This window comes from Castellaniella ginsengisoli, from assembly GCF_040955415.1.
In the GTDB taxonomy this organism is placed as follows: Bacteria; Pseudomonadota; Gammaproteobacteria; order Burkholderiales; family Burkholderiaceae_B; genus Castellaniella; species Castellaniella ginsengisoli.
On record NZ_CP158257.1, the window covers coordinates 502566 to 521122 of the forward strand.

Annotated in this window: 18 protein-coding genes and 1 tRNA gene; 9 read left to right on the plus strand and 10 right to left on the minus strand. The window is 67.4% G+C overall.

All coding sequences use genetic code 11. The features are described 5' to 3' along the window. The first annotated feature begins 21 nt into the window (after positions 1-21). Positions 22-1182: an L-lactate dehydrogenase gene (locus tag ABRZ00_RS02390; RefSeq protein WP_368641273.1), complete on the plus strand. Its 1161-nt coding sequence runs from the start codon at positions 22-24 to the stop codon at positions 1180-1182. After that, positions 1176-2405, plus strand: coding sequence for a nucleoside recognition domain-containing protein (locus ABRZ00_RS02395; protein ID WP_368641272.1), 1230 nt, complete (start codon positions 1176-1178; stop codon positions 2403-2405). Before ABRZ00_RS02390 ends, ABRZ00_RS02395 begins: the two co-directional genes overlap by 7 nt. Here ABRZ00_RS02395 and ABRZ00_RS02400 read toward each other — a convergent pair. Further along, the gene (locus ABRZ00_RS02400) at positions 2402-3322 is read right to left on the minus strand and encodes a phosphorylase (RefSeq protein ID WP_368641271.1); all 921 of its coding nucleotides are present in this window, start codon (positions 3320-3322) and stop codon (positions 2402-2404) included. The two genes, ABRZ00_RS02395 and ABRZ00_RS02400, sit on opposite strands and share 4 nt — an antisense overlap. 165 nt (positions 3323-3487) lie before the next feature. Here ABRZ00_RS02400 and ABRZ00_RS02405 point away from each other — a divergent pair, with 165 nt between their 5' ends. Together ABRZ00_RS02405 and ABRZ00_RS02410 are read left to right on the plus strand one after the other, a co-directional pair. Further along, on the plus strand, positions 3488-4000 hold the full coding sequence (locus ABRZ00_RS02405; protein WP_368642810.1) for a hypothetical protein: 513 nt from the start codon (positions 3488-3490) through the stop codon (positions 3998-4000). Between the two features lie 69 nt (positions 4001-4069). Beyond that, positions 4070-5017: a hypothetical protein gene (locus ABRZ00_RS02410; protein WP_368641270.1), complete on the plus strand. Its 948-nt coding sequence runs from the start codon at positions 4070-4072 to the stop codon at positions 5015-5017. Between the two features lie 139 nt (positions 5018-5156). Here the strand turns inward: ABRZ00_RS02410 and ABRZ00_RS02415 are convergent. From ABRZ00_RS02415 to cysS, 6 genes are all read right to left on the minus strand, one after another. Then, positions 5157-5249 (minus strand) — tRNA-Ser (locus ABRZ00_RS02415). Between the two features lie 70 nt (positions 5250-5319). Then, the gene (locus ABRZ00_RS02420; RefSeq protein ID WP_368642809.1) at positions 5320-6588 is read right to left on the minus strand and encodes an aspartate kinase; all 1269 of its coding nucleotides are present in this window, start codon (positions 6586-6588) and stop codon (positions 5320-5322) included. A gap of 87 nt (positions 6589-6675) precedes the next feature. Further along, positions 6676-7776 carry a tRNA lysidine(34) synthetase TilS gene (tilS, locus tag ABRZ00_RS02425; protein WP_368641269.1) on the minus strand — a complete coding sequence of 367 codons (1101 nt, stop codon included), beginning with the start codon at positions 7774-7776 and terminating at the stop codon, positions 6676-6678. Then, entirely contained in the window at positions 7751-8713 is a 963-nt protein-coding gene (locus tag ABRZ00_RS02430; RefSeq protein WP_368641268.1) for an acetyl-CoA carboxylase carboxyltransferase subunit alpha, read from the minus strand. The genes tilS and ABRZ00_RS02430 overlap by 26 nt, the downstream gene beginning before the upstream one ends. A gap of 44 nt (positions 8714-8757) precedes the next feature. Beyond that, positions 8758-9405: a DNA-3-methyladenine glycosylase gene (locus tag ABRZ00_RS02435; protein WP_368642808.1), complete on the minus strand. Its 648-nt coding sequence runs from the start codon at positions 9403-9405 to the stop codon at positions 8758-8760. 8 nt (positions 9406-9413) lie between these two features. Next, positions 9414-10856: a cysteine--tRNA ligase gene (gene cysS / locus ABRZ00_RS02440; protein WP_368641267.1), complete on the minus strand. Its 1443-nt coding sequence runs from the start codon at positions 10854-10856 to the stop codon at positions 9414-9416. A 248-nt stretch (positions 10857-11104) separates the two neighbouring features. Between cysS and ABRZ00_RS02445 the strand changes: the two genes are divergently transcribed. The 3 genes from ABRZ00_RS02445 to ABRZ00_RS02455 all read left to right on the plus strand — a co-directional run bounded on the left by ABRZ00_RS02445 (position 11105) and on the right by ABRZ00_RS02455 (position 13191). Beyond that, positions 11105-11758 (plus strand): tetratricopeptide repeat protein, encoded by a 654-nt coding sequence (locus tag ABRZ00_RS02445; RefSeq protein WP_368647824.1) that lies wholly within the window; start codon positions 11105-11107, stop codon positions 11756-11758. A 154-nt stretch (positions 11759-11912) separates the two neighbouring features. Continuing rightward, positions 11913-12422 carry a peptidylprolyl isomerase gene (locus ABRZ00_RS02450; RefSeq protein WP_343837382.1) on the plus strand — a complete coding sequence of 170 codons (510 nt, stop codon included), beginning with the start codon at positions 11913-11915 and terminating at the stop codon, positions 12420-12422. Continuing rightward, a complete protein-coding gene (locus tag ABRZ00_RS02455; protein ID WP_368641265.1) occupies positions 12415-13191 on the plus strand; it encodes a UDP-2,3-diacylglucosamine diphosphatase in 777 nt (258 codons plus the stop codon). The genes ABRZ00_RS02450 and ABRZ00_RS02455 overlap by 8 nt, the downstream gene beginning before the upstream one ends. Here ABRZ00_RS02455 and ABRZ00_RS02460 read toward each other — a convergent pair. Together ABRZ00_RS02460 and ABRZ00_RS02465 are read right to left on the minus strand one after the other, a co-directional pair. Continuing rightward, entirely contained in the window at positions 13182-14759 is a 1578-nt protein-coding gene (locus ABRZ00_RS02460; protein ID WP_368641264.1) for a TerC family protein, read from the minus strand. The two genes, ABRZ00_RS02455 and ABRZ00_RS02460, sit on opposite strands and share 10 nt — an antisense overlap. A 13-nt stretch (positions 14760-14772) precedes the next feature. Beyond that, positions 14773-15543: an inositol monophosphatase family protein gene (locus ABRZ00_RS02465; RefSeq protein ID WP_368641263.1), complete on the minus strand. Its 771-nt coding sequence runs from the start codon at positions 15541-15543 to the stop codon at positions 14773-14775. 40 nt (positions 15544-15583) lie between these two features. Between ABRZ00_RS02465 and ABRZ00_RS02470 the strand changes: the two genes are divergently transcribed. After that, the gene (locus ABRZ00_RS02470) at positions 15584-16405 is read left to right on the plus strand and encodes an RNA methyltransferase (protein ID WP_368641262.1); all 822 of its coding nucleotides are present in this window, start codon (positions 15584-15586) and stop codon (positions 16403-16405) included. A gap of 8 nt (positions 16406-16413) precedes the next feature. Beyond that, the gene (cysE, locus tag ABRZ00_RS02475; RefSeq protein ID WP_368640275.1) at positions 16414-17328 is read left to right on the plus strand and encodes a serine O-acetyltransferase; all 915 of its coding nucleotides are present in this window, start codon (positions 16414-16416) and stop codon (positions 17326-17328) included. A 29-nt stretch (positions 17329-17357) separates the two neighbouring features. On the opposite strand, the gene ABRZ00_RS02480 is transcribed toward cysE, so the two are convergent. Then, a complete protein-coding gene (locus ABRZ00_RS02480; RefSeq protein WP_343837196.1) occupies positions 17358-18206 on the minus strand; it encodes a mechanosensitive ion channel family protein in 849 nt (282 codons plus the stop codon). Positions 18207-18557: the final 351 nt, after the last annotated feature.

An 18557-nucleotide genomic window follows, 5' to 3' on the forward strand; every position in this document is an offset into this window, starting at 1 on the left:
CCACAGCCTTCCGGAGCCCCCTTGCCCGCCCTGAATACGATCACCTGCGTCGAGGACTTCCGCCGCGCCGCGCGGCGGCGCGTGCCGCGCATGTTCTACGACTACATGGATTCCGGGTCCTGGACGGAATCCACCTACCGCGCCAATGAAGCCGACCTGCAGGCGCTGAAATTCCGCCAGCGGGTGGCGGTGGACATCGCCCGGCGCAGTCTGCGCGCGCGTCTGCTGGGCGAAGACGCGGCGATGCCGCTGGCGCTGGCCCCCACGGGGCTGACGGGCATGCAGCGCGCCGACGGCGAAATCCTGGCCGCCCGGGCGGCGGAGCGCTTCGGCGTACCGTTCACGCTGTCGACGATGAGCATCTGCTCGATCGAGGACGTGGCCGCCCGCACCAGCCGGCCGTTCTGGTTTCAGCTTTATGTGATGCGCGACCGGGAGTTCATCGGGCGGCTGATCGACCGCGCCCGCGTGGCGGGCTGCTCGGCGCTGATGGTGACGCTGGACCTGCAGGTGATGGGGCAGCGCCACAAGGACATCAAGAATGGCCTGTCCACGCCGCCGCGCCCGACGCTCGCCAATCTGGCGAACCTGGCGCTCAGGCCGCACTGGTGCCTGGAGATGCTGCGCACGCCCCGGCGCGCGTTCGGCAACATCGTGGGGCACGCCAAGGGGGTGGCGGACATGCGCTCCCTGGCGTCCTGGACGGCGGAGCAGTTCGATGCCACGCTGAGCTGGCACGACCTGGCCTGGATCAAGGACCGCTGGGGCGGCAAACTGATCGTCAAGGGCATCCTGGACGCGCAGGACGCCCGCCGCGCGGTGGAGGCGGGGGCGGACGCGCTGGTGGTGTCGAACCACGGCGGCCGCCAACTGGATGGCGCGCCATCGACCATCGCCGCCCTGCCCGCCATCGCCCAGGCCGTGGGCGACCGTATCGAAGTGCTGATGGACGGCGGCGTGCGCAGCGGCCAGGACACGCTGCGCGCCCTGGCGCTGGGCGCGCGCGGCGTGCTGATCGGCCGCGCGTTTCTATATGCCCTGGCCGCCCACGGCGAGGCCGGGGTACTGCGCTGCCTGGAATTGATGGCCAACGAACTGGATGTGACGATGGCCTTTTGCGGCCGCACGCGGATCGAGGACGTGGACCGGCGGGTGCTGGTGAATCCGGAAGCCGTATGCTGAATATCCTCTGGCTCGGGTTCTTTCTGGTCGCGGCGGCTGCCGCCCTGTTTCAATGGCTCGCCCTGGACGATCCGGACGTCTTCGCCCGCCTGATCGCCAGCCTGTTCGACATGGCCGATCTATCGGTCCAACTGATGCTGCTGCTGTTCGGCACGCTGACGCTGTGGATGGGCTTCCTGCGCATCGCAGAGGCGGCCGGGCTGGTGGACGGGCTGGCGCGGCTGCTGGGGCCGCTGTTCCGGCGCCTGATGCCGGAGGTGCCGGCCGGGCATCCGGCGCTGGGCCTGATCACGCTGAACTTCGCCGCCAATGCGCTGGGGCTGGACAATGCCGCCACCCCGATCGGCCTGCGGGCCATGCACGCGCTGCAGACACTCAACCCGGAACCCAAGACCGCCAGCAATGCGCAGATTCTGTTCCTGGTGCTGAATGCTTCGTCGCTGACGTTGCTGCCGGTGACGATTTTCATGTACCGGGCCCAGCAGGGCGCGGCCGACCCGACCCTGGTGTTCCTGCCGATCCTGCTGGCGACCTCGGCCTCGACGCTGACAGGCCTGTTGGCGGTGGCCTTCATGCAGCGGCTGCGACTGCACGATCCGGTGGTGCTGGCCTGGCTGGGCGGCGGCGCGCTGCTGCTGGGCGGCTTCATGGCGCTGCTAGCTTCGATGAGCGCCGCCGCCGTGGCCGCCCTGTCCTCGCTGCTGGGCAATCTCGTGCTGTTCGGCATACTCATCGCGTTCCTGGCCGTCGGCGCCTGGAAGCGCATCCCGGTCTACGAACGCTTCATCGAGGGCGCCAAGGACGGCTTCGATGTGTGCAAGGGGTTGCTGCCCTACTTGGTGGCCATGCTGTGCGCGGTGGGGGTGCTGCGCGCCTCCGGCGCGCTGGACGTGCTGCTGGACGGCATCCGCTGGCTGGCGCACGCCGGCGGCCTGGATGCGCGTTTCGTCGACGCCCTGCCCACCGCCTTGGTCAAACCGTTCTCGGGCAGCGCGGCGCGCGCCCTGATGATCGAGACCATGCAGCACGCCGGCCCGGACAGCTTTGCCGCCTTGCTGGCCGCGACCGTCCAGGGCAGCACCGAAACGACCTTCTATGTGTTGGCGGTGTATTTTGGCGCCGTCGGCGTGCAGCGGGCGCGCCACGCCATCGGCTGCGCCTTGCTGGCGGACCTGGCGGGCGTGCTGGCCTCGATCGGCGTGTGCTACTGGTTTTTTGCCTAGCCCGGCCCCGGCCGCCCGACGCTGGCGAGCGCCTGCAGCGGGCCGGCGGCGCGGATGGCCTCGATCTGGGCCGGATCGCGCACATAGATCGTGCCGCCGAAGGACAGCGCGTTCAGGGACACGCCCTGGAAATGCTCCTGGCTGCGGGGCAGCACCAGCATCCAGCCATCGCCCACCAGCATGTTGCACGGCGGCAGCAGGCCGTCGGGGCCGGGGCGCAGATCGAGAGCGGCGCAGGCCTGGCCGAAGGCGATCAGCATGGCCCGGGCGCTGGCGCCGGCCTCTGCGCCCAGGCCGGCATCGACGCGCACGAAGCAATGCGCCAGATCCAGCGCGGAGTGGCGGACGACCGCGCCCTGCGGCGCATCCGCCGGCAAGCCGGCCGCCAGGGCGCGCAGCGAGGCATTGCCCGGCGCGTCGGGAATCCACTGCACGTGTTTGTGCCGCTGGCTGGCGCCCGCAGCGGCGCCGCCATTGTAGAAACCCAGGCCGCCTTCCCGGCAAAGCACCGCAGCCAGGGCCAGAAAATCGATTTCCTCCAACGGCGAGCGCTGTTCGGCGAATGCGCGCCGAGCCAGCACTAGATGGTGCAGGCACACGGGGAACTTGTTGAGGATGGCCGTGTGATGTTCGCCCACCGGGCCGACCAGCAAGGCGGGGTCGGGTTTCAGGAAAGGATTAAAATCGGGGTCGCGCGGCCCGCCCGGCAAGGTGATCTCCCGACTGCCTGCCGGGGCCTGCGCCGTGGCGCTCTGCTTTGCCGCATCCTTGGCGGCCAGCGCGGCCACCCAGCGAACGATGAACGGCAGGCCCCGGTCCTCGATGACGACTTGCTCGGCCACGATGGGCTGCAAATCGCCCGAGGCGATGGCCTGGTCGCTGCGCGTACGCACGACTTCCATGAAGTTAGAATGCATATTCCTCCCCCCGCATGGGCGCTGTTCGTCCCGCTGGCCGCGCCCGCGCCCGCGGGCGCGAACCCTGCCGGCGAATGGGTCCGATTGTAGGAGATCGCCGGCATACATGCCCGATCAGGAGTCGAAAACCGCCCACGGAGACACTTCATGTTTTCCTGCCCACGCATGCGCTCACTGCTTCGAGGCGCCCTGATGACGGGCGCGGGTTTCTGGCTGGCGGGCTGCGCCCACATCGCCGCAACCCCGCCCGGCACGCCGCTGGCGCAGGTCGCGGCGCAGTTCGGCGCCCCCACGCTGCGCTGCACGGACCGCCAGGGCCGCGACCGCGCCGTCTGGTCGCGCCAGCCCCTGGGGCAATACGCCTGGGGCGCCACGGTGGACGCCCAGGGCCGCGTCCAGGGCGTCGAACCCATCCTGACCGATGCGCACTTCCAGATTCTGAAGCAAGGCGTCTGGACGGCCGAGCAGGTGCGCTGCGAGTTCGGCCCGCCCGCCATCATCGATACCGCCGGCCTGCCCAACGTGCGCCAGATCGTCTGGAGCTACCGCTACAAGCAGGACCACACCTGGAATTCGCTGATGTATGTGTTCATGGGGCCGGATGGCCGCCAGGTGACGAAATTCCATCCGGGCCCCGATCCGATGTACGAACGCAGAGACACGCTGCCCAGATTCTAGTGTCGTCTGGAACTACCAGCCGTGCCTTGTCACAGAGAGTACGGTCCAGCATCCAGAAAAGGAATCACAATGAGCACAATCCCAAGCCAGGGCGGCACAACGCCCCACGGCCCCATACAAGCAGAGGCTTTGCACACGGCGCCACCCACGCAGACGATCCAGAACCAACAGCCCGACTCCGACCTGGATGATTTCGTCGATCTCTACGTGCCCGCCCCTCGGGATATGCCGCCAGGCAGCGAGATCACCCAAGACGAGTTTGAGCTGATCGAGTCGGAACACTCTTTCGAGAGCCTGATCAGTCACACGACCGAAGCAGGCATCACGACAGGGACGCAGACGACATTCCTGCCCGATGACGCACCGTTGAATCACGAGCTCAATCTGCGCGCCGAGAAGGATTTGAACACTCAGCCTCAGGATTTCCTCAAATTCGTGTCCACGAATACGAATCCCCATCGGACATGGTTCAGCTTCAAGAATCTGCTGCACATCATCGCCGACCTCGTCAGCCTGAAAAAGCCCACGCTGGTGCTGAACCAGAACTGCGTCCACTGCGCCGCAGCAGTGGATCGGACCTTGGCGCAATTCACACCCGAGGGCCGCGGCACGGACGCGCCCAAACTGTATCAAGTGGCCGAAGGGCGGCGCGGATCCTTCGAGGCGCTCATGAGCCAGAATCCCGGGCAGGCCCTCCAGGACCAGGGCCGATTCGTTCAGGAACTAGCTGAAATGATCGGCCAAGGGTCGCGCGGCTGCATCAGCATCCCGGTCAAGAATTATCCGTTCTCGCATGCGATGAATGTGGTGCACATGGCCGACGGCGGCGGGCCCTATATCGTCTGCGGACAGCAGAACCGGGTCTACAACCTGAGCGAACCAGCCGATCTGCAGCATTTCTGGGAACGCTACGAGATCCGGCCGGACCGGATGGCGATCATCACCCGGACCGGGCAGGCGCCCGAAGCCCAGGCGACCGCCCCGGGCGTGAATATGCAGGCGCTGGATCGGGCCTGACCACAGCCAGCGGAGGCGGACCGCGGCGGCTGCAAAATGCCGCCGCCTGCGGGTTCAGCGCACAGACGGGGCCGAATGGTGGCGCACAAAACAAAACCCGCTGATTCCATCAATGAAATCAACGGGTTTGAGAACTTGCTGGCGGAGACGGAGGGATTCGAACCCTCGATGCGGGTATAAGCCGCATGCTCCCTTAGCAGGGGAGTACCTTCAACCTCTCGGCCACGTCTCCAGCAAGACCGGAATTCTAGCACAGGAAGCGGCTCGCGCCGACAAGGCGCGCCCCGCCTCCGGCGCCCTCGTCAGGCCTCGGCCTGGGCGGATTCCTGGTCCAGTTCGAAGGCCTTGTGCAAGGCGCGCACGGCCAGTTCCATGTATTTGTCGTTGATCAGCACCGAGGTCTTGATCTCGGACGTGCTGATCATCTGGATGTTGATGCCCTCTTCGGCCAGGGTGCGGAACATCAGGCTGGCGACGCCGACGTGGCTGCGCATGCCGATGCCCACGATGGAGACCTTGGCGACCTTGTCGTCGGAGACGACTTCGCCGGCGCCCACGGCCGGCCCGATCTGGGTCTTGAGCAGCTCCAGCGTGCGGGCGAAGTCGTTGCGGTTGACCGTGAATGAGAAGTCGGTCATGCCCTGCTGGGAGATGTTCTGCAGGATCATGTCGACGTCGATATTGGCCGCGGCCACGGGGCCCAGAATCGAATAGGCGACGCCCGGGGTGTCGGGGACGTTGCGCAGGGTGACTTTGGCTTCGTCGCGGCTGAAGGCGATGCCGGAGACAACGGCGGTTTCCATTTTCTGGTCTTCCTCGAAAGTAATGAGCGTGCCCGAGTGCATTTCCTCGTCGACCGGGATCAGGGGATCGGTGAGCGAGGACAGGACCCGCAGCGGCACCTGGTATTTGCCGGCGAATTCGACGGAACGGATCTGCAGGACCTTGGAGCCGAGCGAGGCCATTTCCAGCATTTCCTCGAAGGAAATGACGTTCATGCGGCGGGCTTCGGGGACGACGCGGGGGTCGGTGGTGTAGACGCCGTCCACGTCGGTGAAGATGAGGCATTCGTCCGCCCCCATGGCGGCGGCGACCGCCACGGCCGAGGTATCCGAACCGCCCCGGCCCAGAGTGGTGATGTGGCCTTCGTCGTCGATGCCCTGGAAGCCGGTCACGATCACCACGCGACCCGATTCCAGGTCGGCGCGGATGCGGGTGTCGTCGATGGAAAGAATCCGGGCCTTGGTATAGGCGCTGTCGGTGCGCACCGGCACCTGCCAGCCCGCGTAGCTGCGCGCGGCCACGCCTTGGCGCATCAGGGCGATGGCCAGCAGCGCGCTGCTGGCCTGCTCGCCGGTGGCGGCCAGCATGTCGAGTTCGCGCAGGTCGGGCTGGGGAGAGATTTCCTTGGCCAGGCCCAGCAGGCGGTTGGTTTCCCCCGACATGGCCGAGGGCACGACGACGACCTGGTGGCCGGCGGCGTGCCACTTGGCGACCCGCCGTGCGACGTTCTGAATGCGCTCGACGGAACCCATCGAGGTGCCGCCGTATTTTTGGACGATTAGCATGATGCCTTGACGAAGGTTGGAGCCCGGCGCATGGCCTGGCGCGTTCGTGCAGGAGCTGGCCGCACACCAAAAGCGGCCCGGCAAAACGAATTATTCTACCTGGGTTTTTGGAACACAGAGGACGCGGCCCCGCCGCACCATGATCCAAACGCCCTCATGCCCCAGCCGCACGGCCCGGTCATGCCCCAGGGCGTGGACGCCGCGCAACTGGCGCAGCCAGGCCTGGAGGCGGGCTTCGGTGGGCATGCGCAGGCCCAGGGCGCGCAGCCAATGGCGCAGCACGGCGGCCTGGCGCGGCGCGGGCAGCGCGCGCCAGGCCGCCAGTGAAAAAGTCCGGCCATCGGCGGAGGGATCCAGCGCCGGCCATTCGTCGCGGACGGCCTCGTCCACCCAATCCGACAAATGCCGCGCTTGCCGCGCATGACGGGCCAGGGTTTCGCGCCAGGCGGGCCAGCGCGCATCCAGCAGCGGCGCCAATCCGGTGCGCAACGCCGCGCGGGCATAACGGGCATCGCCGTTGCTGGGGTCGCTGACCGGCCTCCAGCCGCTCAAGGCCTCGAAGCGCCGCGCGCAGTCCAGGATCGCGGCACGGGGCTGATCCAGCCAGGGCCGGCTCCAGACCAGGCCGTCGCGCTCCATCACGGGACGCATGGCGGCCAGGCCCAGCGGCCCGGTGCCGCGCAACAGCCGCAGCAACACGGTTTCGGCTTGGTCGTCCTGGTGGTGGGCCAACAACAGGTGCCCGACGCCGGCGTGGGCGGCCAGCCCGGCCAGGGCGGCATAGCGGGCGTCCCGGGCGGCGGCTTCCATACCCCGGCCGTCGACCGCCACGGCCACCCGGCGGCTATGGCAATCCGCCCCGAGCAGCCCCGCCAGCCGATGCGCCTGGATCAGCCAGCCGTCGGCCCCGGCCTGCAGGCCATGGTGGATGTGGAAGCAATGCAGGCGCAGCCCGCGGTGCCGGGCCGCCTGGGCGGCATGCAGCGCCAGCATGGCGGAATCGGCCCCGGCGCTGAGCGCCACGCCGACGGCGGTATCGCCGGGGCGCGCCGCCAAAGCGGCATCGAGCGCGTGCAGCAGCGCCGGGTCGAGCGCCGGCCGCCAAGGATCGGGCGCAGCGCCCGATGCGGCGGGAAACCGCCGCTTGCCGGAGCGCGGCGTGCGGTCAGCGGGCTTCCTGGAATCGCCCATAGGCCGAGACGCGTTCGAGGCGGCGGCGCAGCAGCTCGTCCACATCCAGGCTGGTGAGTTCGCGCAATGCGTCGGCCAGGGCGCGTTGAAGCTGGCGGGCCATGGTGGCCGGGTCGCGGTGGGCGCCGCCCACGGGCTCGTTGACGACGCGGTCGATCAGCCCCAGTTCCTTCAGGCGCGGCGCGGTGATGGCCAGAGCCTCGGCCGCGACGGAGGCCTTGTCGGCGCTGCGCCACAGGATGGAGGCGCACCCCTCGGGCGAGATGACGGCATAGGTGGCGTATTGCAGCATCATGACCGTATCGCCCACGGCAATGGCCAGGGCGCCGCCCGAGCCGCCTTCGCCGATGATGGTGACGATGATGGGCACCCGCAGGCCGGCCATGGCGTACAGATTGTGGCCGATGGCCTCGGACTGGCCGCGTTCCTCGGCGCCCACGCCGGGATAGGCGCCCGGGGTATCGACGAAAGTGAACACGGGCAGGCGGAATTTCTCGGCCAGCTTCATCAGGCGCAGCGCCTTGCGGTAGCCCTCGGGCAGCGGCATGCCGAAGTTGCGCAGGGCGCGCTCTTTGGTGTCGCGCCCCTTCTGGTGGCCGATGACCATGCAGGGCGTGCCGTTGAAACGCGCCAGGCCGCCCACGATGGACTGGTCGTCGGCATACATGCGATCGCCGTGCAGTTCGTGAAAATCGGTGAACAGCGCCTGGACGTAGTCCATGGTGTAAGGCCGCTGGGGATGGCGGGCCACCAGCGCGGTCTGCCAGGGCGTGAGCTTGCCATAGATGCTCTTGGCCAGCGACTGGCTTTTCTGCTGCAGGCGGTTGACTTCCTCGGAGATATCGACGGCGGAATCAGTCTGCACGTAGCGCAGTTCTTCGATCTTTTGGTCGAGTTCGGCCAGAGGCTGTTCGAATTCAAGAAATGTATTTCGCATGAGAGCAGGATTTCCAGGGTGGAATTTCGGGGTCCGGTCGGTCTTCAGTATTCGACGGCGGCGGCATCCATGCTGCGCCACAGGTACCAACTGGCGACCGTGCGCCACGGCGCCCAGGCCTGGGCGACTTCGCGGGCTTCGAAGCGCGAGACCGGCTCGCCGCTGAAGTAGTGATGGGAAATGGCCTTGAGCAGCGCCGTATCGTCCAGCGGCAGGACGTCGGGGCGCCCCAGAAAGAAGATCAGGAACATTTCCGCCGTCCAGCGCCCCACGCCGCGAATCTCGCACAGCAACGCCATCACGGCCGCGTCATCGCGGGACGCCCACCAGGCCGGTTCCAGACGGTCGGCCTCGGCAAAGAACGCGGCCGCGTCGCGCAAGTACTGTGCCTTGCGCAAAGACAGGCCCAGGGCGCGCAATTCAGCCTCGGTGAGCCGGGCGATGCAGCCGGGCTGGATGTCGTTGCCGCAGGTTTGCACCAGCCGGGCCCAGAGCGTGCGCCCCAGCGCCAGAGAGATCTGCTGGCCGACGATGATGCGGATCAGCGTCTGGAACGGGCTTTGGCGCACCTGGATCGATTCGTGGCCGTAGACCGGGATCAATTTGCGCAGGATGCGGTCGCGCTGCACCAGATGCTCGCAGGCCTGAGCCCAGTAGACGGGCCTGAGCGCGGCGGGACTGTGATGCTGCATGTCCATGGTCACACCCTCCGCCATTGCGTGGCGCCGCCGGCGGCGTCGGCCAGCTCGACGCCCTGCTCGCGCAACTGGGCGCGGATGGCGTCGGCGCGGGCGAAATCGCGGGCGGCCTTGGCCTGGGCGCGCTCGGCGATCAGCGCTTCGATGGCGTCGGATGACAGCGTATCGGCGCGCGCGCCGCCCGCCAGAAAGCGGGTGGGGGATTTCAGGTAGACGGCGGGATCGGCCTGCAGCAGGCCCAGAATGCCGCCGAGGGCGCGCATCAGGCCGCTGGCGCGCGCGCTGGAATCACGATTGGCCTGGCCCGCCAGGTCGAACAGGACGGCCACGGCGCCGGCCGTGTTGAAGTCGTCGTCCATGGCGGCGCGAAAGGCTTGCGCGGCCGAGTCGTTCCAATCGAGATCGATGGCCTCGGGCGGCACGCTGGCAAGCGTCTGGTACAGGCGGTCGAGAGCGTGCTGGGCATCGAGCAGGTTGTCGGGCGCGTAGTTCTGGGCGCTGCGGTAATGGCTGCGCACCAGAAAGAAGCGCAGCATCTCGGCCTCGCGCGGGTTGACGGCATAGTCGGCGCGGTCGTCGGCGGCGTCCACGGAGAGCGTGTCGCGGATGCGGCGGAAGTTGCCCAGGGACTTGGACATTTTTTCGGCATCGACCATCATCGGGCCGCAATGCATCCACGCCGTGGCCAGGGTGCCGCCGAAGGCGCCCTCGCTCTGGGCGATCTCGTTTTCGTGGTGGGGGAATTTCAAGTCCGGCCCGCCGCCGTGGATATCCAGCGGCATGCCCAGCAGGGCGTGGCTCATGGCCGAGCACTCGATGTGCCAGCCCGGCCGCCCCGGGCCGTAGGGGGAATCCCAGCGGGTGTCGGCGGGTTCGTCCGGCTTGGCGGATTTCCACAACACGAAATCCAGCGGATCCTGCTTGCCGGACGATACGGCGACGCGTTCGCCCGCGCGCAGATCGTCGAGCGACTTGCCCGAGAGCTTGCCGTAGCCGGGGAATTTGCGCACCGGGAAATTGACGTCGCCGTCCGCGCCCTGATAGGCCAGGCCCTTGGATTCGAGCGCGCGGATGATGTCGAGCATGCCGGCCACGTGTTCCGTGGCGCGCGGCTCGTCGTCGGGGGGCTGGACCCCCAAGGCGCGCTCGTCGGCATGCATCGCGTCGATGAAGAACCCGGTCAGCGCGCGGATGGTCACGCCGCGCTCGACGGCGCGGCGGATGATCTTGTCGTCGATGTCGGTGATATTGCGCACATAGCGCACCCGGTAGCCAGAGGCCCGCAGCCAGCGCTGCACCACATCGAAGCCGACCAGCATCCGCGCATGGCCCAGGTGGCAGAAGTCGTAGACCGTCATCCCGCAGACGTACATGCGCACCACCCCCGGCTCCGCTGTGCGCAACGGCATCTTCTGGCGTGTCAGGGTGTCGTGGATATGGAGCATGTCGGGCAGGATGAGACGAGCGAACCCGCCGCACCGGACCATGCGGGCAGCGCGCGGGGATGTAAAATGGACTGACAAGTATACCGTCCCCAGGGTGCCTCTGAACAAGTCGAGCGGTAAGCAGGCGCTGCGGATTCGGGTTGGCTGCAAGGCGCAGGCGGCCCGAAACCGCAGGCGCAGGCGGCGCGAGGGCTTGTCCAGAGGCTTCCTGATAACCCCAGAATCCCCCTCCATAGGCGCCCCGAGACGTGATCCGCTCCTTCTTTTCTGTTTTGGCCGTGTGCGCCTGCCTGGCGGCCGGCCCGGCCTTCGCGGCGTCTCCGGATGCCGGCACCGGCTTGCCGAGCCTGAACTTCAACCCCGACACCGGGGCGTTCACCGAAGCGCCCCCTCCGGAACACGGCTGGCAGGCCTTCGCCGATCTGCTGAAACAGGCGGCGCCCTCCACCGACACCGCCATCCCGCTCACGCCCGAGCAGGTTTCCGGGCACGTCGCGGCGCTGATCGACGCGGGGCGCGCCGACGAGGCTCTGGACATCATCGGCAAGCAAAAGGCCGCGCGCGAAATCCAGGCCGCGCTGGGCGTCGACGTCCAGTTGCGCTACCAGGAAGGCCGCGCCCTGGCGGCGCTGGGCCGGCACGACGAAGCCATGGCGGTGTGGCGCCAGATGACCACCGACTACCCCGAACTGCCCGAGCCCTGGAACGCGCTGGCCATCGAATATGCCCGCCAGGGCCGGTTGCAATTGGCCCGCGATGCGCTCGATATGGCGCTCGTATCCGACCCGTCCTTCGCTCCGGCGCTGGAGAACCTGGGGCACGTGCAGATGCGCCTGGCCCAGGAATCCTTCGCGCGCGCCCGGGCGGCGGGCGACAAGATCCCCGCCCCTGGGGCACAATAAGCTTTTTGCCCCGGTCGGCTCCATGTCCCATCCCTCTTTCCTTTCCCGCATCCTGCCCTGGACACGGGCCTGCAGCCTGGGCTGCGCCCTGATCCTTGCCGGCGGCGCCGCCGCCGCGCAGGCCGATTCCACCCCTTCCACTCAAAGCACAGCCATGAGCACTCATCCGCACGTCAGAATGCACACCAACAAGGGCGATCTGCTGATCGAACTGGACGCCGAAAAGGCCCCCAAGACCGTCGAGAACTTTCTCCGCTACGTCAAGGAAGGCTTCTACGACGGCACCGTTTTCCACCGCGTCATCAACAACTTCATGATCCAGGGCGGCGGTTTCGAGCCCGGCATGAAGCAGAAGCAAACCCACGCCCCCGTCGAAAACGAAGCCAACAACGGCCTGAAGAACGACCGCTACACGCTCGCCATGGCGCGCACCGCCGATCCGCATTCGGCCACGGCCCAGTTCTTCATCAACGTGGCCGACAACGATTTCCTGAACTTCTCCGCGCCCACCTCCAACGGCTGGGGCTACGCCGTCTTCGGCCGCGTCATCGAGGGCACCGAGATCGTCGATGAAATCAAGAAGGTCAAGACCGGCAGCAAGGGCTTCCACCAGGATGTGCCCGTCGAGGACGTCGTCATCGAAAGCGCCGCGCTGGTTGAATAATCAGGCGCTGCGGGGCACCGTCTGGATCGCCTCGGACATCCACCTGGGCGAGGCCGTCCCGAAGACGGCGCTCGCCTTTTATGATTTCCTGGAGCAGGCCCGGCGCCATACCGGCGCCCTGATCCTGTGCGGCGATCTTTTCGATGCCTGGATCGGCGATGACCACGCCCTGCGCGACCCGCCGGGCTGGCTGGCCGCGGCACTGGCCGAACTGCGCGCCACCGCCCAGGCCATCCCGCTGTGGCTGGCGCACGGGAACCGCGATTTCCTGATGGGCCGCGCCCTGGCCGATGCGCTGGGCGCCCGGCTGCTGGACACCCCCACCGTCCTGCACACGGACGCCGGTCCGATTCTGCTGGCCCACGGCGACGAATACTGCACCGACGACCTCGCCTACCAGCGCTTTCGCCGCATCGTGCGCACACCCTGGATCCAAAAAGCCTTTCTGGCCCTGCCGCTGGGCGTGCGGCGCGCCATCGCCGCGCGCGCGCGCGCGCGCAGCCGGCAAGCCCGCCGGACCAAAACGATGGCGATCATGGATGTGAATCCGGCCGCGATCGGGCAGGCCTTGCGCGCCGCGGGTTGCCAGACCCTGATCCACGGCCACACGCACCGGCCCGCCCTTCATGCGCTGACGCTGGACGATGGCTGCGCGGCACGGCGTTATGTGCTGCCCGATTGGGATTTCGATCATGCCGCCGCCCCCCGGGGTGGCTGGATCGAGATCGACGCCGCCGGAATCCGGGCCTCAGAACACCCTCAATCCTGAGGATCGGCTTCGAGGCTGGGGGGTTCCAGGCTGTCGATCTGCACGGCGGCGATGCGGCGGCCTTCCAGGGCGGCGACGGTGAACCGGAATCCGCCGCCATACTCATGCGTCAGTTCGCAATGATCGCCGACCTCGGGCAGGCGGCCGAACCGGCTAAGCAGATAACCCGCCAGCGTGGAGTATTCTTCGTGCTCGTCGACCAAGCCGTCGGTGTGCAGAATGTGCTCCAGGTGATGCAGATCGGCGGCGCCATCCACGCGCCAGCGGCCGTCGCCCTGGTCGATGATGTCAGGCGCCTCGTCCTCGTCGGGAAACTCGCCGGCGATGGTCTCGAAGATATCGATCGGCGTCACGACGCCGACGATGGAGCCGAATTCGTCGGCCACCAGGACCAGCAACCCATGCGAGCGCTTGAGCGTTTCCATGAGCTGCAGAATGGGGATGGTTTCATGCACGATGATGGGTTCGCGCAGCCGGGTTTCGCGGATGCCGCCGTGCTCCAGCAGATCCAGCAGCAGGTCTTTGGCGCGCCCCACACCCACGACCTCGTCCAGAGAGCCCCGGCACACCGGGAAGAAACTGTGCGGCTCGCGGATCAGTTGGTCGCGCAGTTCATCGGCCGGCAAGTCCAGATTGATCCAGGATACGTCGGTGCGCGGCGTCATCACGGAATGCACGTTGCGGTCGCTGAGCGTCAGTACGCCACTGACCATATTGCGTTCTTCGTCGCCGAAAGCCTCGACCGGCGGCGGCGCGTGTTCGCTGTCCTCGAGTTCCGGGCCGGCCATGGGCTTGCGGCCCAGCATCAGCAGCACGGCCTCGGCGGTGCGCTCGCGCAGCGGGCGGCGCTGCTCTGCGCGGCGCACGTTGCGCCGCGCCCACTGGTTCAAGGTTTCGATCAGCACCGAAAACACGATGGCGGCGTACAGATAACCCTTGGGCACATGGAAGCCGAAGCCGTCGGCCACCAGCGTGAAGCCGATCGTCAGCAAGAAGCCCAGGCACAGAATCACCACCGTCTGGTGGGCGTTGACGAAGGCGGTCAGCGGCTTGGACGCCACCAGCATGACCCCCATGGCGATCACCACCGCCGCCATCATGATCTCCAGGTGATCGACCATCCCCACGGCCGTGATCACGGAGTCGACCGAGAACACCGCGTCCAGAATGACGATCTGGGTCACGATCACCGCGAAGCCGGCATGCAGGCGCGAGCCCGAGGCGTGCTGGGTGCGGCCTTCGATGCGGTCATGCAGCTCGAAAGTGCCCTTGAACAACAGGAAAAATCCGCCCACGATGAGGATCAGGTCGCGGCCCGAAAAGCTCAGGGCGCCCAGGCTCACCAGCGGTTCGGTGAGCTTGATCAGCCACGACATCACCGTCAGCAGGAGCAGGCGCATGATGAGCGCCAGGCTCAGGCCCAGGATGCGGGCGCGGTCGCGCTGCTTGGGCGGCAGTTTGTCGACCAGAATGGCGATGAAAACCAGGTTGTCGATGCCCAGAACAATTTCCAGGACAATCAGGGTAAATAATCCTACCCAGGCGGACGGGTCTGCCAACCATTCCATGATCGATATCCCGTCAGGCGTTCAGGTGGGCAATCATCTGGGCGAACAGCTTGGGCGGCGCGGCCAGCACGTTGCCCGACTCCATCCAGCCCTGTTCGCCCTGGAAATCGGCCAGCAGGCCGCCGGCCTCGAGCACCAGCAGGCCGCCCGCCGCCATGTCCCAGGGCTTCAGCCCGACGCCGCAGAAGCCGTCCAGGCGGCCGCTGGCCACCCAGGCCAGATCCAGCACCGTGGAGCCGGTGCGCCGCGCCGCCGCGCATTCTGCCAGCAGGGGCACGAAGGGCGAGGTCGCCGGCAGCGCCGTGGACTGGGGAATATGCGAGGCCAACAAGGCGTCGTGGTAGCGCAGGCAGGCCGACACCCGGACCCGCCGGTCGTTCAGGAAAGCGCCGCTGCCCCGGCTGGCGGTGAACATCTCGTTGCGCGTGGGATCGTAGACCACGGCATGCGCCGCCTGGCCGCGATGCATCAGCGCAATGGACACGGCGTAATGGGCGAAGCCGTGGATGAAGTTCGTGGTGCCGTCCAGGGGATCGATGATCCACTGGAATTCGGTGTTTTCCACGGGGTGGGGGCCCGACTCTTCAGCCAGGATGCCGTGGTCGGGGTAGGCTGTGCGTAAAATGTCGATGATGGATTCCTCGGCGGCCCGATCAACTTCCGTGACGTAGTCCTTCGGCCCCTTGCGCGCCACGTTCAGGCGTTCCAGGTCGAGGCTGGCGCGGTTAATGATGGCGCCAGCACGGCGTGCCGCCTTGATGGCGGTGTTGAGCATCGGGTGCATAGGTTTCCAAAGATCACGGGTGACAGACCCTCTATTTTAAATGACTCCGCCAGTTTCCTCCGACTTCCCCACAGATGCCCCGGATATTTTCTCCCGGGTGCGCTTCGTCATGGTCAGCCCGACCCATCCCGGCAACGTCGGATCGGCGGCCCGGGCGATCAAAACCATGGGTTTTCACGACCTGCACCTGGTGGCTCCCGCCGACCCGGACATCCTGCGCCAACCCGAGGCGCTCGCCTTGGCAAGCGGCGCCGGCGACATCCTGGCGCGTGCGTGCACGCACGCCCGCCTGGCCGACGCGCTGGGTCCCACCACCCTGGCCTTCGCCCTGACGGCGCGGGCGCGCGCCATCGGCCCCCCGCCCTGCGACATCCGCGAGGCCGCCGTGCAGTCGGCCGCCGAACTGACCCTGCCCGACGCACGCGTCGCCATCGTCCTGGGCACCGAGCGCACCGGCCTGTCCAACGAGGACATCACGCTGTGCCAGCGCGTCTGCCACATTCCGGCCAATCCGGCGTACAGTTCGTTGAACGTATCCCAGGCGCTGCAACTGGCCGCCTGGGAAATGCGCTATGCCCTGCTGCCCCTGGCCGGCGCGGCCCGCCTGCCCGACACCCACGCCCGGCATGACCCGGGCTCCGACCCGGCCAGCAGCGAACGCGTCCAGGCCATGCTCGATCATTTCGAGCAGGCTCTGCTGGCCGTGGGTTTCCTGGATCCGCTGCATCCGAAGAAACTGGTGCCGCGCATGCGGCAGATGTGGACCCGCAACCGGCTGAGCGCCGACGAGGTGGACATGGTGCGCGGCCTGTGCACCGCCATGATCCGCAGCGCCGACCGCGCCACGCCCCAGAACGACTGAACCGACCTATGTTTGACCAGCTTCGCGAAGACATCGCCTGCATCCACGAACGCGACCCGGCGGCCCGCAGCCGCATCGAAATCCTGACCTGTTATCCCGGGCTGCACGCCATCCTGATCCATCGCATGGCGCATGGCCTGTGGCGGCGCGGCTGGTACTGGGCGGGGCGCTTCACCTCCCACCTGGGACGTCTGCTGACCGGCATCGAGATCCATCCCGGCGCGCGCATCGGCCGGCGCGTGTTCATCGACCACGGCTTCGGCGTGGTGATCGGCGAGACCGCAGAGATCGGCGACGACTGCACCATCTACCAGGGCGTCACCCTGGGCGGCACGCGGCTGTACAAAGGTGAAAAGCGCCATCCCACCCTGGAGGAGGGCGTGGTCGTGGGCGCGGGCGCCCAGATCCTGGGCGGCTTCACGGTGGGCGCCCATGCCCGGGTCGGGTCGAACGCGGTGGTGATCAAGCCCGTGCCCGCCGGTGCGACCGCCGTGGGCAATCCGGCGCGCGTGATCCTGCCGGAAGACCAGGCGGCGCCCGCCTCCGGCGAGGCGGCGGCCGGCCATGCCAGCCGGCCCGATGCGCCGGGCACGGCGCGCAGCGCCGCGTCACCCTGCCAGGAGGACATCCCGCAATCCGAATGGGCGGCGCGCCCCTTGCAGGAACTGCTGCAGCGCGGCCGGGCCGAGCCGCCCGCCGCATCCGCCGACGGCGCAACACCGCAAGAGGATTTCGCCCCCTACGGCGTGGGCCGCACGGACGACGACCCGCTGGTCCAGGTGCTGCACGAACTGATCAACCACACTGCCCAGCAGGATGCGCGCATCCAGCGCCTGTGCTCGGCCCTGGAAGACCTGGGCCAGCGTATCGAGAACGGCCAGCATCCGCTGGATGCGGAGCGGCTGAACCGGATGGTGGAGTAACCGGGCTGCCGCGCCGCGCCCCGCGGGCATCAGGCGTGGGCGGCCTTGTCTTTTTCCACCGGCGCGGGAACGGACTTGACCTCCCGCAGGGGGATGGGCGAGCGCAGGCCCGCCTGGCGCAATGCCTGCGGCGCATGGCGGTGCAGGTCGAAATATACGTCCCAATACTGGTCCGCCGGCGTCCATGCGCGGATGTTCACCATGATGGTGCTGTCCCGGTATTCCATCACCATGACTTGAGGCGCCGGATCGGCCAGGATGCCCTCATGCTGGTCCACCAGCGCCTGCAAGGCCGCCAGCGCGGCCTCCAGGTCGTCGTCGTAGCGCACGCCCAGCATCATGTCCAGGCGGCGGGTCTTGTTGCGGCTGTAGTTGGTGATCGGGCTGCCCCAGACCAGCGTATTGGGCAGCAGGATATGGATGCCGTCGACCTGCACGAAGCGCGTCATGAACAAGCCGATCTCGTCCACCGTGCCCGAGCCCTGGCCGCCGATGGCGACGAACTCGCCCGCCCGCACCGGCCGCAACACCAGGAGCATGATGCCGGCGGCGAAATTCTGCAGTGTGCCCTGCAGGGCCAGGCCGATGGCCAGGGCGGAAGCGCCCAGCATGGCCACCAGGCTGGCGGTCTGAACCCCCAGGCGGGCCAGCACCGCCAGCAGCACGACGATGCGCACCGCCCAGACGGTGACGCTGCGCACCATGGGCACGATAGTGGGATCGATCCGGGGCGAACGGTCCGCAATGCGGCGCATCCAGCGGCCCAACAAACTGGAGATGGCCCAGCCGATCACCAGGATCGCCAAAGTCATGCCGAGATTGATCGCCATGCCGCTGAGGTCGGGTATGCCGGCCCAGAAGGCCTGAAGCTGTTCCATGATGGAAATCCCTAGTAATGATTCAAAGAGAGGGGATTTTACGGCGACAGGCCGATGATGTTCATGACACGCCTGGCCGGAACGCCCCGCCGCCCGCCCGGAGGATTTTATCCACGCAGCGTGTGGACAAGGCGATGGACAAGTGCGGGGAGATTCAATTTTCATTTTTAAAATCAATACGATGCAATCCCCGATGAAAAAATGACCGGTCCATGACGGCCCTCGATTGCATGCGGTTATCCACCCCGCCTGTGGACAATCCCATGGACAAACCATGGGTTTTCCCGGATTCCGGCGGCGGGACAAGGATTTAGGAAACGCGGTCAACAATCGCCCTGGATGACGGCGGCG

What these genes read in the sequence shown, in the direction of transcription:
- ABRZ00_RS02395 (WP_368641272.1), top strand. Translation starts at nt 1,176, where the DNA reads ATGCTGAATATCCTCTGGCTCGGGTTCTTTCTGGTCGCGGCGGCTGCC.
- ABRZ00_RS02400 (WP_368641271.1), bottom strand. Translation starts at nt 3,322, where the DNA reads ATGCATTCTAACTTCATGGAAGTCGTGCGTACGCGCAGCGACCAGGCC.
- ABRZ00_RS02405 (WP_368642810.1), top strand. Translation starts at nt 3,488, where the DNA reads ATGCGCTCACTGCTTCGAGGCGCCCTGATGACGGGCGCGGGTTTCTGG.
- ABRZ00_RS02410 (WP_368641270.1), top strand. Translation starts at nt 4,070, where the DNA reads ATGAGCACAATCCCAAGCCAGGGCGGCACAACGCCCCACGGCCCCATA.
- tilS (WP_368641269.1), bottom strand. Translation starts at nt 7,776, where the DNA reads ATGGGCGATTCCAGGAAGCCCGCTGACCGCACGCCGCGCTCCGGCAAG.
- ABRZ00_RS02430 (WP_368641268.1), bottom strand. Translation starts at nt 8,713, where the DNA reads ATGCGAAATACATTTCTTGAATTCGAACAGCCTCTGGCCGAACTCGAC.
- ABRZ00_RS02435 (WP_368642808.1), bottom strand. Translation starts at nt 9,405, where the DNA reads ATGCAGCATCACAGTCCCGCCGCGCTCAGGCCCGTCTACTGGGCTCAG.
- cysS (WP_368641267.1), bottom strand. Translation starts at nt 10,856, where the DNA reads ATGCTCCATATCCACGACACCCTGACACGCCAGAAGATGCCGTTGCGC.
- ABRZ00_RS02450 (WP_343837382.1), top strand. Translation starts at nt 11,913, where the DNA reads ATGAGCACTCATCCGCACGTCAGAATGCACACCAACAAGGGCGATCTG.
- ABRZ00_RS02460 (WP_368641264.1), bottom strand. Translation starts at nt 14,759, where the DNA reads ATGGAATGGTTGGCAGACCCGTCCGCCTGGGTAGGATTATTTACCCTG.
- ABRZ00_RS02465 (WP_368641263.1), bottom strand. Translation starts at nt 15,543, where the DNA reads ATGCACCCGATGCTCAACACCGCCATCAAGGCGGCACGCCGTGCTGGC.
- ABRZ00_RS02470 (WP_368641262.1), top strand. Translation starts at nt 15,584, where the DNA reads ATGACTCCGCCAGTTTCCTCCGACTTCCCCACAGATGCCCCGGATATT.
- cysE (WP_368640275.1), top strand. Translation starts at nt 16,414, where the DNA reads ATGTTTGACCAGCTTCGCGAAGACATCGCCTGCATCCACGAACGCGAC.
- ABRZ00_RS02480 (WP_343837196.1), bottom strand. Translation starts at nt 18,206, where the DNA reads ATGGAACAGCTTCAGGCCTTCTGGGCCGGCATACCCGACCTCAGCGGC.